The 16,926-nt window shown below is 38.0% G+C and carries 13 protein-coding genes; 12 read left to right on the forward strand and 1 reads right to left on the reverse strand.

Features of this window, described 5'->3' with window-relative positions; all coding sequences use genetic code 11:
* Positions 1-26 precede the first annotated feature (26 nt).
* The 8 genes from fliD to prfB all read left to right on the forward strand — a co-directional run bounded on the left by fliD (position 27) and on the right by prfB (position 9,335).
* Positions 27-2,357: a flagellar filament capping protein FliD gene (gene fliD / locus MKY88_RS03570; protein WP_340813014.1), complete on the forward strand. Its 2,331-nt coding sequence runs from the start codon at positions 27-29 to the stop codon at positions 2,355-2,357.
* Between the two features lie 19 nt (positions 2,358-2,376).
* Positions 2,377-2,736: a flagellar protein FliT gene (locus tag MKY88_RS03575; protein ID WP_328203211.1), complete on the forward strand. Its 360-nt coding sequence runs from the start codon at positions 2,377-2,379 to the stop codon at positions 2,734-2,736.
* A 210-nt stretch (positions 2,737-2,946) separates the two neighbouring features.
* Entirely contained in the window at positions 2,947-3,357 is a 411-nt protein-coding gene (gene fliS / locus MKY88_RS03580; protein WP_328203208.1) for a flagellar export chaperone FliS, read from the forward strand.
* Between the two features lie 193 nt (positions 3,358-3,550).
* On the forward strand, positions 3,551-3,931 hold the full coding sequence (locus MKY88_RS03585; protein WP_069480108.1) for a PilZ domain-containing protein: 381 nt from the start codon (positions 3,551-3,553) through the stop codon (positions 3,929-3,931).
* Positions 3,932-4,030: 99 nt separating this feature from the next.
* Positions 4,031-4,582, forward strand: coding sequence for a ribosome hibernation-promoting factor, HPF/YfiA family (hpf, locus tag MKY88_RS03590; RefSeq protein WP_193830981.1), 552 nt, complete (start codon positions 4,031-4,033; stop codon positions 4,580-4,582).
* Positions 4,583-4,723: 141 nt separating this feature from the next.
* Positions 4,724-7,234, forward strand: coding sequence for a preprotein translocase subunit SecA (gene secA, locus MKY88_RS03595; RefSeq protein WP_193830982.1), 2,511 nt, complete (start codon positions 4,724-4,726; stop codon positions 7,232-7,234).
* A gap of 361 nt (positions 7,235-7,595) precedes the next feature.
* The gene (locus MKY88_RS03600; RefSeq protein ID WP_193830983.1) at positions 7,596-8,129 is read left to right on the forward strand and encodes a competence protein ComK; all 534 of its coding nucleotides are present in this window, start codon (positions 7,596-7,598) and stop codon (positions 8,127-8,129) included.
* A 101-nt stretch (positions 8,130-8,230) separates the two neighbouring features.
* Positions 8,231-9,335 (forward strand): peptide chain release factor 2 gene (prfB, locus tag MKY88_RS03605; RefSeq protein WP_372427840.1). Its coding sequence is split into 2 segments (ribosomal slippage): positions 8,231-8,305 and positions 8,307-9,335, totalling 1,104 coding nucleotides; the frame shifts between segments, so codons are not numbered across the junction.
* A 38-nt stretch (positions 9,336-9,373) separates the two neighbouring features.
* Here the strand turns inward: prfB and MKY88_RS03610 are convergent.
* Positions 9,374-9,883 (reverse strand): competence protein ComK, encoded by a 510-nt coding sequence (locus tag MKY88_RS03610; protein WP_069480111.1) that lies wholly within the window; start codon positions 9,881-9,883, stop codon positions 9,374-9,376.
* A 226-nt stretch (positions 9,884-10,109) separates the two neighbouring features.
* Here MKY88_RS03610 and MKY88_RS03615 point away from each other — a divergent pair, with 226 nt between their 5' ends.
* The 4 genes from MKY88_RS03615 to MKY88_RS03630 all read left to right on the forward strand — a co-directional run bounded on the left by MKY88_RS03615 (position 10,110) and on the right by MKY88_RS03630 (position 16,926).
* Positions 10,110-10,358 carry an IDEAL domain-containing protein gene (locus tag MKY88_RS03615; protein ID WP_069480112.1) on the forward strand — a complete coding sequence of 83 codons (249 nt, stop codon included), beginning with the start codon at positions 10,110-10,112 and terminating at the stop codon, positions 10,356-10,358.
* A gap of 328 nt (positions 10,359-10,686) precedes the next feature.
* Entirely contained in the window at positions 10,687-12,666 is a 1,980-nt protein-coding gene (gene uvrB, locus MKY88_RS03620) for an excinuclease ABC subunit UvrB (protein WP_069480113.1), read from the forward strand.
* Positions 12,667-12,673: 7 nt separating this feature from the next.
* Positions 12,674-15,541, forward strand: coding sequence for an excinuclease ABC subunit UvrA (gene uvrA / locus MKY88_RS03625; protein WP_328203192.1), 2,868 nt, complete (start codon positions 12,674-12,676; stop codon positions 15,539-15,541).
* A gap of 197 nt (positions 15,542-15,738) precedes the next feature.
* Positions 15,739-16,926, forward strand: coding sequence for a DUF4097 family beta strand repeat-containing protein (locus MKY88_RS03630; RefSeq protein WP_036225930.1), 1,188 nt, complete (start codon positions 15,739-15,741; stop codon positions 16,924-16,926).

Consider the following 16,926-nt stretch of genomic DNA (forward strand, 5'->3'; position numbering starts at 1 on the left):
TGGTTTAATATAAGGAGGAAAATAGTATGGTAATGCGAATTGGTGGATTAGCGTCCGGAATGGACATCGATGAGTTAGTAAAAAAACTAATGTCTGCAGAGAAAGCCCCTTTAAATAAGTTATTTCAAAAGAAAACAACATATGAATGGCAACGAGACGCGTACCGTAGTGTCAACACAAAGCTAAAAACATTTGATACGTATATTGCAGATAATTTAGTTTTAAAAACTTTAAATTCAAAAACAGCTGCAAGCTCAAATTCAAGCTTCGTTTCTGCAACAGCAACAGGTAAAGCAACGGGAACATTATCTATTGATGGTGTTTCACAATTAGCAGAAGCAGGCCGTATTACGGGCGGTCAAGTTAATGCGACTGGCTCAACAAAAATGAAGGAATTAGCATCAGACACAATTGAATTTAGGGCAGTTCAAGCTGACGGAACGATGGCTAAAGAAACGACAAAAATCAAAATTACTGAAGATATGACAGTAGATGATTTCGTGAAAAAAGTGAATGAAAGCGGTGCTGGTGTATCCGCAGTGTTTGAAAATGGTCGCTTCTCATTTACTTCAAAAAATACAGGTAAAGGTAGTCTTGAGATTACTGGAGATACATCAGGGCTGAAGCTTACTGAAGGTGAAGGTGCATCAATTCGTGAAGGTAAAAACGCAATTTTCCAAGTAAACGGTATCGCAACAGAGCGTTCGACAAATACGGTTTCAATTAATGGCTATAACATCACGCTAAAATCAACGTTTAACGGTGCCCAATCAACTGCAGAACGCTATAATGCAGCTTATACAGAATGGAAAAATACAACTTCTGCCGAATATGCTCAAAAGATTGCTGATGCACTTGCAGCGAAAAATACTGCAATGGGTGCTTACGATACAGCAAAAGCAGATTATGATGCTGCAAAAAATGTTTTATTTGGTACAGTAGAGCTGTCAAATGCCGATAAAACAACATTTAATAAAATTGGTAACCCACAGTTTGCGCGCAGTTTAACAGAAGCGGAAGCACAAACAATTGCTGGTAAAGAGTTTGCTAATAAAGAAGAATTTGAAACTTGGTTAAATGATGATTCTACAGATACAGATTTAAAAGCTAAGTTAAAAGATACGAATATTAATTTCGATCAATTTAAAGCGATTGGCTCTCTTGATTATGAAAAATTACAAGGATTATCAGCTCAATCGATGTACAATACATTAGGTACATCATTCTTAAATGGTCTGACAGATACAGAAAAAGCTTTAGTAAAAGGTTTACCTACTTCTGAAGAAGACTTTAATAATAAAATTGCTGATTGGAAAGAAAACGGAACTGATGAGCAAAAAGCATTAGCGGAAAAGTTATCGAAATTAAACGATAATCAAAAATCGACTTTACGTCAGCTATCAGACAGTGATATTGATAACATGACGAATTTAGCATCAACTCAAGTGGATCATAATGCAAAGCTTGCAGCTAAAAACATTGCTGAAAATGAGCATACAACGCTTGTAAATCGCCAAACAAAAGCGGAAGAAGATTTTAAGGAGTCTTATAAAAAACAATTTGGAAATGACTATACATCTGGTGATCCAGGTAAAGTTACAGATATCCCAGGTGCTACAGAAAATCCGGTTATATTAACTTCTACTACAAACGTAGATGACATGATGACAAAGATTACAGATTTTGTGAAAACGTATAACGCTTTAGTGAAAGACTTTACAGATCAAACGAAAGAATCTAAATATCGAGACTATGCTCCATTAACAGACGAGCAAAAAGAGGACATGACAGAGAGCGAAATTAAACTTTGGGAAGAAAAAGCGAAGAGTGGGTTACTTCGAAGTGATACACTTATTCGACAAGGTTTAGCAGATATGCGTTCCTTAGTCTATCAATCAAATCCGGGAATGGAAGATTCCAAATATAAGACGTTATTTAGTATTGGTATTACCACATCAAAAAATTACAATGAAGGCGGCACATTGCAAATTGATGAGAAAAAATTACGTGAAGCAATAGAAGCAGATCCAGATGCAGTAGAAAAGCTATTTAAAAATAGCGATGGAAAAAAGGCCGATGTAGTAGATGGTAAAGAGGTCGATACGCGTGGCTATTTAGACAAATTACGTGATTCAATGAAATCGTTTGAAGTTTCTATTGAGAAAAAAGCTGGTCGCGCGACAATGACGGATTCGGAATATTCGATCGGAAAGAGCTTAATTGATGCAGGAAAGCGCATCGATACGTGGAAAATGAAGCTTAAAGACATCGAAGCACGATATTGGAAACAATTTACATCCATGGAGCAGGCTATAAACAAAGCCAATCAGCAATCTAGTATGTTCATGCAACAATAAACTAGAGTAGGAGAATTATATGCAACCAATAGAACAACTACTGCAAGTATCCGCTAATTTGTTTAAACTTCTGGGCGATATACCCAAAGGTGAAGATCGTGATGAATATATTGACAGTATCAATAGCATGTTGGACAAACGTGGACAAATGATTGGAAATTTAACTCAAGAAGGCTTCCGTTACGATAATCAAAATCGTGTTCATAATACCTTGCTCGAATTAGATAATGGTATTAAACAAAAATTGGCTGATGTCATGGAAGCTGTAAAGCAAGATATGGCAAACCTTCAAAAAACGAAAAAAAGCGAACAGCAATATTACAATCCTTACTCGAATGTTCGTGTGATGGATGGCATGTATTATGACAAAAAGAATTAACATTTTATCTCCATTCAGCGTGGTGGAAGCCACCATCTGAATGGAAGATAAAGCCCCAGCGGATGTCAGGGATTTTAAAAAGAGTGAATTGTGATCGCACAATTCGAAATCCCGTCACAATTACGCTTGGGAGTAATTGATCAAATAGCTTTTCTTCGGAAAATGGTTTAAACTAGTAAATAAGTAACCTTTCAAAGGAGTTGTCCTTTATTGGCAGCAAATTTAACAGCACAAAATGCGTACAAACAAAATAGTGTAACCACTGCTTCTCCAGGAGAGCTGACGTTAATGCTTTATAATGGATGTTTGAAATTCTTGAATAAGGCGAAACAAGCTATTCAAGAAAAAAATATCCAAGAAAAAAATACAAATCTTATTAAGGCACAGGCAATTATAAGTGAATTAATGGCAACGCTTAATATGGATATTGAGATTTCGAAACAAATGCTACCTCTTTACGAATATATGAATCATCGTTTAGTCGAAGCGAATATTCAAAATGATGTAGCCATTATTGAAGAAGTAGAAGTGTTAGTGACGGAATTCCGAGATACATGGAAGGAAGTTATTCGCATTAATCGACAACAGCAATTTGGTCAGGGAAACAGCGGACAAATTTAGACACTATTAGAGACCATCCACCAAGATGGTCTCTTTTCTTTAAGACAGAATCATCCGCTAAAAATTATCACTAAATAGTCATAAATTAGGCTGTTCAACGGTAAAATATGTTACTTATTCCCCTAGCTGTAAGATGGGCATCGTGTCATAATCAAAGCAATATAAATGTTTAACAATATACTGGGGTGGGAATATGATTTTTAAGCGTCAAGAAGGTTTCCGATTTAAATTTGAGGAGCCTGTTCAAATAACTTTTGCTGTTTACGAAAATGGGAGAGTTAATTATGGGCAGACGGCTATGGCTGAATTGCTGGATATTAGTCCGCGTGGGTTAAAGATGTATACGGAAGTCGATTTAGGTGTGAATCCTCCACCATTGGATATCCATTTTGTGCTTGATACTCAAGAGGTGCGGGCATATGGTGAAGTGATTTGGAGTCGTCCATTTGGTAGTGGTAAGCAATACGGCGTTTATTTTAATGATCAAGGACGAGTTGAAGAGTTGATTGTAGATGAATTAAAGCTAAGACGTAAAAAGGAAGCGGCAGAGGCGAAAAAGCAAAGCCAATATTAATTTTATAAAAGTTTTTTGTAAAATAAAGAATTATTTTAGAGGAATTTCACACACTTGTGTAGAAATAGATAGTATAGCAGTTATAAAGGAGGAGTTTACATGTTAAACTTTAACATTCGTGGTGAAAATATTGAGGTAACTCCAGCTATTCGAGAGTATGTTGAGAATAAAATCGAAAAAGTTGAGCGTTATTTTAACGAAGATGTTAACGCCAATGCTAACGTAAATTTAAAGGTTTATAATGACAAGCAAACAAAAGTGGAAGTCACAATTCCAATGAAGAACTTAACTCTTCGTGCTGAGGAGCGTCATAATGACATGTATGCTGCGGTTGATCTAATTGTTGATAAATTAGAGCGTCAGATTCGTAAGCATAAAACCAAAGTAAACCGTAAATTCCGTGAGCGTGAAGGTGCAGGCCTTTATTTTGCTGTTACTCAAGCAGTCGCAGATGCTTCTACAGAGGAAGAAGAATATTCCATTGTACGTACTAAGCAATTTGATTTAAAACCGATGGATCAGGAAGAGGCTGTATTACAAATGAATATGTTAGGACATGATTTCTATGTCTTTACAGATGCTGAATCAAACGGCACTAATATTGTGTATAAACGTAAAGACGGAAAGTATGGCTTAATTGAAACAACTTAAACTTCATGATGACAAAGGCTCTCGCGATGGCGAGAGTCTTTTTTGTATGGCTTTCTTATGCAAGTAGGGTGACTGTTTGCATGAAACTGTTACACAATGGTAAAATGAAAGTTGAATCTATATAGGAAGTGAAAAACATTCATGGCAAACCTATTAAATAAATTATTTGATTTCAATAAACGTGAGTTAAAAAAATTAGAAAAAATTGCTGACCAAGTTGAGGGATTCGCTTCTCAAATGGAACAGCTTTCAGATGAACAATTACAAGCGAAAACAGAAGAGTTTAAAAAGCGTTTTGCTGATGGAGAGAATTTAGAATCGATTCGTGCGGAGGCTTTTGCTGTTTGTCGCGAAGCGTCGAAACGTGTGTTAGAGATGTACCCATTCCGTGTTCAAATTATGGGGGCAGCTTCACTTGATGAAGGTAACATTTCTGAGATGAAAACGGGTGAAGGTAAAACGTTAACAGCTACGATGGCGGTTTATTTAAACGCGATTACTGGTAAAGGCGTGCATGTTGTCACAGTCAATGAATATTTGGCTAGCCGTGACGCTGCCGAGATGGGACAGCTGTACAATTTCCTAGGTCTTACAGTAGGTTTGAATTTAAACAGCCTATCAAAAGAAGAGAAGCGTGCGGCCTATGAAGCGGATATCACTTATAGTACAAACAATGAATTAGGGTTTGACTATTTACGTGACAATATGGTTCTTTATAAAGAAGAACGTGTTCAACGTCCACTTCACTACGCTGTCATCGATGAGGTTGACTCGATTTTAATTGATGAGGCGCGTACGCCATTAATTATTTCGGGTCAGGCTGGGAAATCAGCACAGTTGTACAAACAGTCTAATGCGTTTGTACGTATGTTAAGTGCAGAAACAGATTACACATATGAAGAGTCAACAAAAGGTGTTACATTAACGGATGCTGGTGTTGAAAAGGCTGAAAAAGCATTTGGCATTGACAACTTATTTGATTTAACACATGTCCGCTTAAATCATGCCATTAACCAATCGTTAAAGGCACATGTGAGCATGCATAATGATGTTGATTATGTTGTCCAAGAGGGCGAAATTGTGATTGTTGACGGCTTTACAGGTCGTTTAATGAAAGGGCGCCGATATTCGGATGGCCTTCATCAAGCTATTGAAGCTAAAGAAGGCGTTGAGATTCAAAATGAATCAATGACAATGGCTACCATTACGTTCCAAAACTATTTCCGTATGTACCAAAAGCTTGCGGGTATGACAGGTACAGCGAAAACAGAGGAAGAAGAGTTCCGCAATATTTACAATATGAGCGTAATTGCGATTCCTACGAATAAGCCAATTGCTCGTGATGACCGTCCAGATTTAATTTTTGCTTCTATGGAAGGAAAATATAAAGCAGTGGCGGCTGATATTGCAGAGCGCCATAAGGCAGGGCAACCTGTGCTTGTTGGTACGGTTGCAATTGAAACATCGGAAATTATTTCGCAATTGCTTGATAAACATAAAATCCCTCATAATGTACTGAATGCGAAAAACCATGAACGCGAAGCAGAAATTATTGCTAATGCTGGTTCAAAGGGTGCTGTAACGATTGCTACAAACATGGCAGGTCGTGGTACCGACATTAAACCTGGTGAAGGTGTATTGGAAATTGGCGGGTTAGCGGTAATTGGTACTGAGCGACATGAATCCCGTCGTATTGATAACCAGCTACGTGGACGTTCTGGTCGTCAAGGGAATCCAGGGGTGACACAATTCTATCTATCACTAGAAGATGATTTAATGCGTCGTTTCGGTTCAGATAATATGAAGTCTATGATGATGCGTTTAGGTATGGACGATACACAACCATTGCAATCAAAAGTTGTGTCGAGAGCTGTAGAATCAGCGCAGAAACGTGTTGAAGGTAATAACTTTGATGCTCGTAAGCGTTTATTACAATATGATGATGTTCTCCGTCAGCAACGTGAGATTATTTATAAAGAGCGTTATGATGTTCTAGAAACAGAAAATATGCGCGTGCTTGTGGAGTCGATGATTCAAGAGACAATCGACAATGTTGTCGGACTATATACACAAGGTGAGCAAAAAGATTGGAATCTAAAGGCTATTGATGACTTTGTGGCTGCTAATTTGCTAGAGGAAGGTCAACTAAAAGTAGCCGATTTCCAAGGCAAATCTGCTGAAGACATTAACCAAATGATTTCAGAAGCTGTCCATGCTCGATATGATGAAAAAGAAGCTGAGCTTACTCCAGAGCGTATGCGTGAGTTTGAAAAAGTTATTTTATTACGTTCTATTGATACAAAATGGATCGATCATATTGATGCTATGGACCAACTTCGTCAAGGTATCCATCTGCGAGCATATGGTCAAAATGACCCGCTACGTGAATATCAACAAGAAGGTTTTGCGATGTTCGAAGATATGGTCGCTTCCATTCGCGAGGATGTTGCGAAGTATGCGATGAAGGCTGAAATTCGCAGCAATCTTGAGCGTGAAGAGGTGGCGAAAGGTCAGGCAGTTAATCCAAAAGAAGAAGGCGGTCCTGCTCCAAAAAAGCAACCTGTTCGTAAAGCTGAAAATATTGGACGTAATGATTTATGTCCGTGTGGAAGCGGTAAGAAGTTTAAAAACTGTCATGGTGCAGCTCAATAATATAAATGGGAAAGATCATTTTAACTGTATGTTGAAATGATCTTTTTTTGTATAAAAAAATAAAATATTGTAATAAAAGTCATAATTTATAGACAATAGTAAAATATGGGTATACAATAGCTGTAATAATAGGAATTTAGTTTTAGAGAAATCTTCTATTATTATCCTAAATTATTAGGCGTGATGGAGTACTAAGGATTAAGTGACGAAAGATTTTGAGAAGCTGAGGTGTGAGAAATGTGGGGAGAAATAAAGTTTTCCAAGCAATTTCGACTTGTAGAAAAAAGCGGGAATGTACGGACCTTGGTATATTCCTTTTTTATTTAAGCTGAAAACATAAGTGCATAAAGGGGGAATAAGGATGCATAAAAAGGATATTATGAGTAGTGAAACTATGCTGTATATGCCTGTGTATGATTCCTTTGGAAATTTATGTACTCGGGTGATGGAAAAAAGGAACGAATATATTTCTAAATTACCACCAACGAAGTTAATGGACTATAATCTTCGTTATTATGGTTCTAGCTTAAGAGGGGCTTTCGATGGATCGAAAATGATTTTAGGGAAACTTAATAAAAATCCAATCGTTGTGGATGAGCGTGGTAATATTTTATGGTTTCCAAGCAAATCTCCTCTACATCCGGAATGTATATGGTTTGCAGTCCATCATATTGATGAGTATATCTCTGTGGATAAAAAAAGCACAAAGATAATCTTTACGAATGGTCAGGAAATTATTGTAGATGTTAGTGTCAAAACGATAGAGTATCGTATTCAGCGGGCATTTTTATTAAAATATAGATTAGAGAGAAGAACGAAGCATTTACTTGTTCAATATGATCGTGTGAAAGTATTTCAACGTTTTGCACTTGATATGCTTGAGGACGAGACGTAGGATCGTGTTTTTATGTATGTTTTCCTCTGTAAAAACGTTATAATAAACAGATACGGAGCTTTCACAATAGTCTCCATTACTAACGTTCGGAGGATTTTACAATGATTGAATTAGCAGATGTACGCAATGTGTTAGACACTACAGCCAAAAAATTGGTGGACTTCAGGGGGTCTCTTTGACTTAGAAAACAAAGAGGCACGTATACAAGAGCTAGATGAAATGATGCTAGAGCCAGGGTTCTGGGATGATCAACAAGGTGCACAAGTGATCATTAATGAGGGCAATGGTTTAAAAGCAATTGTTAATGAATATAAAGATTTAGAAGAAGTACATGAGAATTTAGATATGACACTGGAGCTTTTACGTGAAGAACCAGATGAAGAATTGCAGGAAGAGTTAGGGAAAGAGCTGGCGGAATTCCAACAAAAAATGGCTGATTTTGAGCTACAATTATTATTGAGCGGTCCATACGATCAGAATAATGCTATTTTAGAGTTGCATCCAGGAGCTGGCGGAACAGAGTCACAGGACTGGGGTTCTATGCTACTACGTATGTATACACGATGGGCTGAGAAGCGTGGCTTTAAAGTGGAAACAATGGATTATCTTCCTGGTGATGAAGCAGGCATTAAATCTGTTACCATTTCGATTAAAGGTCATAATGCTTTTGGTTATTTACAGGCCGAAAAAGGTGTCCATCGCCTAGTGCGTATTTCACCGTTTGATTCATCAGGCCGTCGTCATACTTCTTTCGTTTCTTGCGATGTCATGCCAGAATTTGATGAAAATATTGAAATTGATATTCGTACAGAGGATCTGAAAATTGATACGTATCGTGCGACAGGTGCGGGTGGTCAGCATATCAATACAACAGATTCAGCTGTTCGTATTACACACATCCCGACTGGTACGGTTGTACAATGCCAAGCAGAACGTTCACAAATTAAAAACCGTGAAAAAGCGATGGCCATGTTAAAAGGGAAATTATATCAATTAGAGTTAGAGAAGCAACAGGCACAGCTTGATGAGATCCGTGGTGAACAAAAGGACATTGGCTGGGGCTCACAAATTCGCTCGTATGTATTCCATCCATACTCAATGGTAAAAGATCACCGTACGAATGAAGAAACAGGGAATGTCGGAGCGGTAATGGACGGCGATTTAGATCCATTTATTAATGCTTACTTACGTTCAAAAATTAACTAATCCATCCCCCAAGAGTTGCTCTTGGGGGATTTTTTTAGTTAAAAGGGTGGATGATAGGGTGAGTCTTGACTAAGTTGTTTTCGTTCATTCATGTAATGTTTATAGAGCATAGATGCATTCACAAACTGTTTACTAATAGAAGCATATTGAATAGGTAGCTCAATCTTTTTATCGTTTTTTAATGTGACAACACATCCTGTTTTGCTCGGCGTAATATTGATAATCGCATGGAGCCCTATCCATATATTATGAATGGAATTCGGTGAATAGGTTGGTAGAAAGATGCAAGGAAAACCATAATCAAAGGCCACGACGATTGGTAGCTTATGTTGATTACCAAAAAAGCGTTTAGCAGATTGCTTTGCTGCTTCATAGGTGGAGCCTAATGAAATACAAGATTTTCTCAGTACATGCATCGGCTTCCGAGTAACAATTAGCTCATTATGTTTGTCAATAACATGAGTGAAAACTTTAGTATCATGCTGAACCGGTTGTAGCAAATAAGTGTTAAAGGAAATTAAATAACCATTTACAAATTTAGTAGTCATATTGAAAATGCCTCCCTTTTCTTTTGATAACCGTAGTGTAGTACATAATATGAATTTCAAAAAATATACAAAGTAACGAAACAAGGTTGATAAATGAATGAAATGCTTAGAGAGTTTGCTTTAAACTTTTAGAGTTTACTAGTTAACCCAAGTTATTTTCAAATCGTAAGCATTGCTTTTTAATTTCAATTTTCATATAATTTAGAAAAGGATCGGGGTGAGATCGTTGGATAAATATTATTCGTACACAGATTTTCTAAAAGCCGTTGGTCAGTCAAAAAAAGTTGATGAGGCAGAGAAATTATTAAACGAGATTTATTTAGATTTATTTTTAAATCGTATCCAGCGTATGCATCGACAAGAGCAGCTCATCGTTCTAATAGATAGGGCGCTCGATGAAAAAGATGAAAACGCATTTTATCAATACGCAACCGAACTCAATTCCTTGCAGCAAACAGAAGATGAATCATACTAATAATTCCGCTCTCCTCGACTATGGAGAGCGGGATTTTTGTTTTTGGGAACGATAGAGTGGATGTACTATGCACTTCATTTATGAAAAATGCTGCTCTAAAAATGAGAAAAGACAAGTGGCGACTATCATTCTACAATTGACGTCTCATTAATAGATAAAGCTTGAAAACCTGTCGAAACGGCTATTATGAGAGTAGAGGTTGAGTATTCATCTTCCATTTTAGGGGTAGAAAAAAATTTTACAAACATTCGTTCGTTAAATGTTCGAAATTTTAATATTGCTATGCTAAAATATATGTACAAATTGGAAAGAAAGGACGGGGACAGGTGTGCAAACTTTTGATTTACAAGCGCCATATCAGCCTAATGGGGATCAGCCACAGGCAATTGCGGAATTAGTGGAGGGTGTGAAAGCAGGCAAGCGTCATCAAACATTACTTGGTGCTACAGGAACTGGAAAAACGTTTACGATTTCAAATGTAATCCAGCAGGTTAAAAAACCGACACTCATTATGGCCCACAATAAAACATTAGCGGGCCAATTATATAGTGAGTTCAAAGAGTTCTTTCCAAATAACGCTGTAGAATACTTTGTTAGTTACTATGATTATTACCAACCAGAAGCCTATGTACCGCAGACAGATACTTATATAGAAAAGGATTCTAGCATTAACGATGAAATTGATAAGCTGCGCCACTCTGCAACTTCTGCATTATTTGAGCGTGATGATGTCATTATTATTGCATCTGTATCCTGTATTTACGGTCTTGGTTCTCCTGAAGAATATCGTGAAATGGTTGTATCGATCCGAACGGGTATGGAAATTGAACGTAATCAGCTATTGCGCAAACTTGTAGATGTTCAATATGAGCGTAATGATGTTAGTTTTACACGCGGGACGTTTCGGGTACGAGGAGATGTAGTTGAAATTTTCCCAGCCTCACGTGACGAGCATTGTATTCGTGTCGAGTTTTTTGGGGACGAAATTGATCGCATTCGTGAGGTAGATGCTTTAACTGGAGAAATATTATCAGATCGAGAGCATGTCGCTATTTTCCCAGCATCCCACTTCGTTACACGAGAAGAAAAAATGAGAAAAGCGATTGAAAATATTGAAAAAGAATTAGAGGATCGTCTGGCTTTACTGCGTGCCGAGGATAAATTATTAGAGGCTCAGCGTCTAGAGCAACGGACACGTTATGATTTAGAAATGATGCGTGAAATGGGCTTTTGCTCAGGGATTGAGAACTATTCACGTCACTTAACTTTACGTGAAGCAGGCGCGACTCCATATACTTTGCTTGATTATTTCCCCGAGGACTTTTTGCTTGTAGTAGATGAAAGTCACGTAACTCTTCCGCAGGTACGAGGGATGTACAACGGTGACCAAGCGCGTAAAGGGGTACTCGTAGAACATGGTTTCCGCCTGCCATCTGCGCTAGATAACCGTCCATTACGTTTTGAAGAATACGAAAATCGAGTACATCAAGCTATTTATGTATCTGCCACACCTGGACCCTATGAGTTGGAGCATACACCTGAAATGATCCAGCAAATTATTCGACCTACTGGTTTACTGGATCCATTAATTGATGTCCGCCCTATTGAAGGTCAAATAGATAACTTGATCGATGAAATTCAGGAACGAATTGCACGTGATGAGAGAGTGTTAGTAACAACACTAACAAAGAAAATGTCAGAGGATTTAACGGCCTATTTGAAGGAAATGGGCTTAAAGGTTGAGTATTTGCATTCTGAGATTAAAACATTAGAACGCATTGAGATTATTCGTGAGCTACGGAAGGGCACATATGATGTACTAATTGGAATTAACTTATTGCGAGAAGGACTTGATATTCCTGAAGTTTCACTTGTTGCCATTTTAGATGCTGATAAAGAAGGGTTTTTACGTTCAGAACGTTCCCTCATTCAAACGATTGGTCGAGCTGCGCGTAATGCGAACGGTCATGTCATCATGTATGCAGATCATGTAACAGACTCAATGAAAAAGGCGCTTGATGAAACAAAACGTCGTCGTGAATTACAAATGGCATATAACGAAGAGCATGGTATTACGCCTCAAACTATTAGTAAAAAAATACCAGAAGTAATTCGTGCTACACAAGTGGCAGAAGAGGAAGAATCCTATGTAACAAAGGCGACGAAGGGCAAAAAGCTAACAAAGGCAGAAAGAGAACAGCTCTTAGCTTCTCTAGAAATAGAAATGAAGGAAGCAGCAAAAGCACTAGATTTCGAACGTGCAGCTGAGCTTCGAGATACAATATTTGAATTGAAGGTAGAAGGGTGAATGACTTGTGAAAAATACTGAAATTGTCGTGCAAGGTGCACGTGCTCATAATTTAAAAAATATTAATGTCACAATTCCACGGGATCAATTAGTCGTTTTAACAGGATTATCAGGCTCAGGTAAATCTTCATTAGCGTTTGATACGATCTATGCGGAGGGACAACGACGTTATGTCGAGTCTCTTTCCGCCTATGCGCGTCAGTTTCTTGGGCAGATGGACAAACCAGATGTTGATGCAATCGAAGGATTATCGCCTGCTATTTCAATTGACCAAAAAACGACGAGTCGTAACCCACGCTCTACGGTCGGGACGGTTACAGAAATATATGATTACTTACGTTTACTTTATGCGCGTATTGGCAAGCCGATTTGCCCGAATCACGGGATAGAAATTACTTCCCAAACGATTGAGCAAATGGTTGACCGTTTATTAACTTATCCAGAAAGAACCAAAATGCAACTTCTTGCGCCAATGGTCTCGGGCCGTAAAGGAACACATGTTAAACTGCTAGAAGATTTAAAAAAGCAAGGCTTCGTTCGTGTGCGAATTGATGGAGATTTACGAGATTTAGATGATGCGATTGATCTTGATAAAAATAAAAAACACTCTATTGAGGTAGTGATCGACCGTGTTGTAATGAAGGAAGGTGTCGCTGCACGTTTAAGTGATTCTTTAGAGACAGCTCTTCGTTTAGCGGATGGTCGTGTGCTTGTAGATGTCATGGAGCATGAGGAATTACTGTTTAGTGAACATCATGCCTGTCCAATATGTGGCTTTTCCATAGGAGAGCTAGAGCCACGCATGTTTTCATTTAATAGTCCATTTGGTGCTTGTCCAAGCTGTGACGGCTTAGGCTCGACGCAAGAGGTGGACTTAGATTTAGTGGTGCCTGATTGGGATCGTTCTTTATTAGAGCATGCTATCGCACCTTGGGAGCCAACAAGTTCACAGTATTATCCTCAATTATTAAAAGCAGTTTGTGATCACTATAATATTCCAATGGATGTGCCTGTAAAAAATTTACCAAAAGACAAAATGGACAAAGTGTTATTTGGCTCAGGAAAAGAGAAGATTCACTTTCATTATGAAAATGAATTTGGCAATGTGCGAGACCAAATGATTGAATTTGAAGGTGTTGTCCGAAATGTAGAGCGTCGTTTTAAAGAGACAACTTCAGATTATGTTCGTGAGCAAATGGAAAAATATATGGCACAGCAGGCTTGCCCTTCTTGTAAGGGTTATCGTTTAAAGCCAGAAACATTAGCTGTGAAAGTTGCCGACAAACATATTGGTGAGGTGACACAATATTCAATTCAGGAAGCCGACACATTTTTCAAAGAGCTAGATCTCACAGAGAAGGATATGAAAATTGCTCGTCTAGTTTTACGGGAAATTGAAGAGCGACTGGGCTTCCTTGTTAATGTAGGTTTAGACTATTTAACTTTAAGTCGTGCGGCAGGTACATTATCAGGTGGGGAGGCACAACGTATTCGCCTTGCTACTCAAATAGGTTCACGATTAACGGGCGTTCTATATATTTTAGATGAACCATCGATTGGCTTACACCAAAGGGATAATGATCGCTTGATTAGCACCTTACAAAACATGCGAGACATTGGTAATACACTGATTGTGGTGGAGCATGATGAGGATACGATGCTAGCAGCTGATTATCTGATTGACGTTGGACCAGGTGCAGGTGTACATGGTGGCCAAATTGTTGCAGCTGGTACACCACAGGAAGTCATGGAAAATAATAAATCTTTAACAGGACAATATTTAAGCGGGAAAAAATTTATCCCATTGCCAATTGAAAGACGTCAACCGAATGGTCGTAAGCTTTCGATTAAGGGTGCCAAGGAGAATAATTTACACAATGTCAAAGTCGACGTTCCACTTGGCTTATTTGTCGCAGTGACAGGTGTATCTGGTTCAGGGAAATCCACGCTGATTAATGAAATTTTATATAAATCATTGGCACAGAAGCTGAATCGTTCCAAGGTTAAACCAGGAGAACATAAAGAGGTAACAGGGATGGACGAGCTTGAAAAAGTCATCGATATTGACCAATCTCCAATTGGTCGTACCCCACGCTCGAATCCAGCTACTTACACGGGAGTCTTTGATGATATACGCGATGTTTTTGCTACCACGAATGAAGCAAAGGTACGAGGCTATAAAAAAGGTCGTTTTAGTTTTAATGTCAAGGGTGGTCGCTGTGAAGCGTGCCGTGGAGATGGAATTATTAAAATAGAAATGCATTTCCTTCCTGATGTGTATGTTCCTTGTGAAGTATGTCACGGCAAACGCTATAATCGCGAAACACTTGAAGTGAAATATAAAGATAAAAGTATTGCAGATATTTTAGATATGACGATTGAAAATGCAGTAGTATTCTTCGAAAATATTCCAAAGATTCAACGTAAGCTTCAAACTATTGTTGATGTTGGCTTAGGTTATATGAAATTAGGTCAACCTGCTACAACATTGTCTGGAGGAGAGGCGCAGCGTGTAAAATTAGCATCTGAATTACATCGACGTTCAACAGGTAAATCATTCTATATTTTAGATGAACCAACGACAGGCTTACATGCAGACGATATTGCACGTTTACTTGTAGTGCTACAACGTCTTGTTGAAAATGGTGACTCCGTATTAGTTATTGAACATAATCTAGATGTTATCAAAACTGCTGATTATCTTATCGATTTAGGTCCAGAGGGTGGAGACAAAGGTGGTACGATTATTGCAACAGGTACACCTGAAGAAGTGGCAGAAGTGCCGGGTTCTTATACAGGGAAATATTTGAAACCAATTTTAGAACGTGACCGTATGAGAATGGAAGCAGTATTAGCAGAAGCTTCTAAATCTTAATCCCAGCCTTCAATCGGAATGCGAAAAGCGCAACTCAATCCATAGAATTAAAGAAGAATGGGAGCACATCTTTCGAGCTGACAAGAAGGAAAGCCTTCGTTGAAATAAAAAATCCATTTTATTTCAATTTTGCAGTGAAACTTTTCAAAAAAAGAATCGTATAAATAGTATAACGAACTGAGGGAGGCTATTTAGTTATGCAAAATGAACGTCAACGAATTTTAGAACTTGTAGAAAAAGGTACGATTTCAGCACAAGAGGCGATTACATTATTAGAAGCATTAGAGCAATCTGGCAAATCTACTCAAAATGTTATGGATGATGTGTCTAAAGAGTCACAGTCATTTTCATCTGACAAAGAGTCATTATTTGAAGAAAAGACTAAAGATGGCGACAAGAAAAAAGAAGATTTTATGAAACATTTCCAAGATGAGATGCAAGATTTTCGTAAAGATTTAACGCAGATTGGTTCTCTCTTTATGGATATGATGAATACTGCTGTCAAAAAGGTGAAGGAATTTGATGTAGCTTCTCCGTTTGGCGATAAATTTGAGTTTACCCATACAGAAGAAGTGGCTGCTGCCAATGTAGAAAGCATTATTGCTGAATTACCGAATGGTAACTTTTCATTGGAATCCAGTGAGGGAGATACAATTCAAGTTATTTGCAAGGTGAAGGCACCGCTTATGAATGATAGTGAAGAAGAAACACGCAATCACTTTTTAGAGCAATTTGTCGTGAAAGAAGATGAGCATTCACTACGAATTTTGAGTCAATTAAAGCTTGTTCAAGTCAATGCGAAGGTACTAGTTCCAAAGGATAAACTTGAAAAATTATCTGTTCGACTTATGAATGGTAGTGTTTCATTACAGGATACAGATGTTGAAGAATTAAAAGTGAAAACATTAAACGGTGCTATTAAAGGGACTAAGTTCAGTTTCGGCAAAGCGGAAGTAGATTCCTCTAATGGCTCCATTGAATTAACAAAGGTTCGCGGGAAAGATTTAGAAGCTGAAACATTAAATGGTCGTGTTTATTTAGATGGTGCGTTGGACGAAGTGGAAGCTAAATCTGTTAATGGACATGTTGTGGTGACGACTTGTTCAACAAATTCATCCAAAATAAAAGCTCAAACTGTTGCAGGAGCGGTTGAATTATATGTGCCTCGAACTATTTCATTAAGTGGTAAAGTGGTGACGAATTTTGGGAAAGTAGACGTCGGAATACATGATGTGTCCAAAATGGAGTCGCAGGATCAATTCCTCTCCAAAGTTGTTCGTTTTGATAAAGAAGTTGAACATGCAAATCGCTTATTTATCGAGGGAGAATCAAAAACAGGTGCTGTTTTAATTCGCTACACAACAACAGACGAGCAGCAAGTTTAA

Source organism: Lysinibacillus sp. FSL R7-0073, assembly GCF_038009065.1.
In the GTDB taxonomy this organism is placed as follows: domain Bacteria; phylum Bacillota; class Bacilli; order Bacillales_A; family Planococcaceae; genus Lysinibacillus; species Lysinibacillus fusiformis.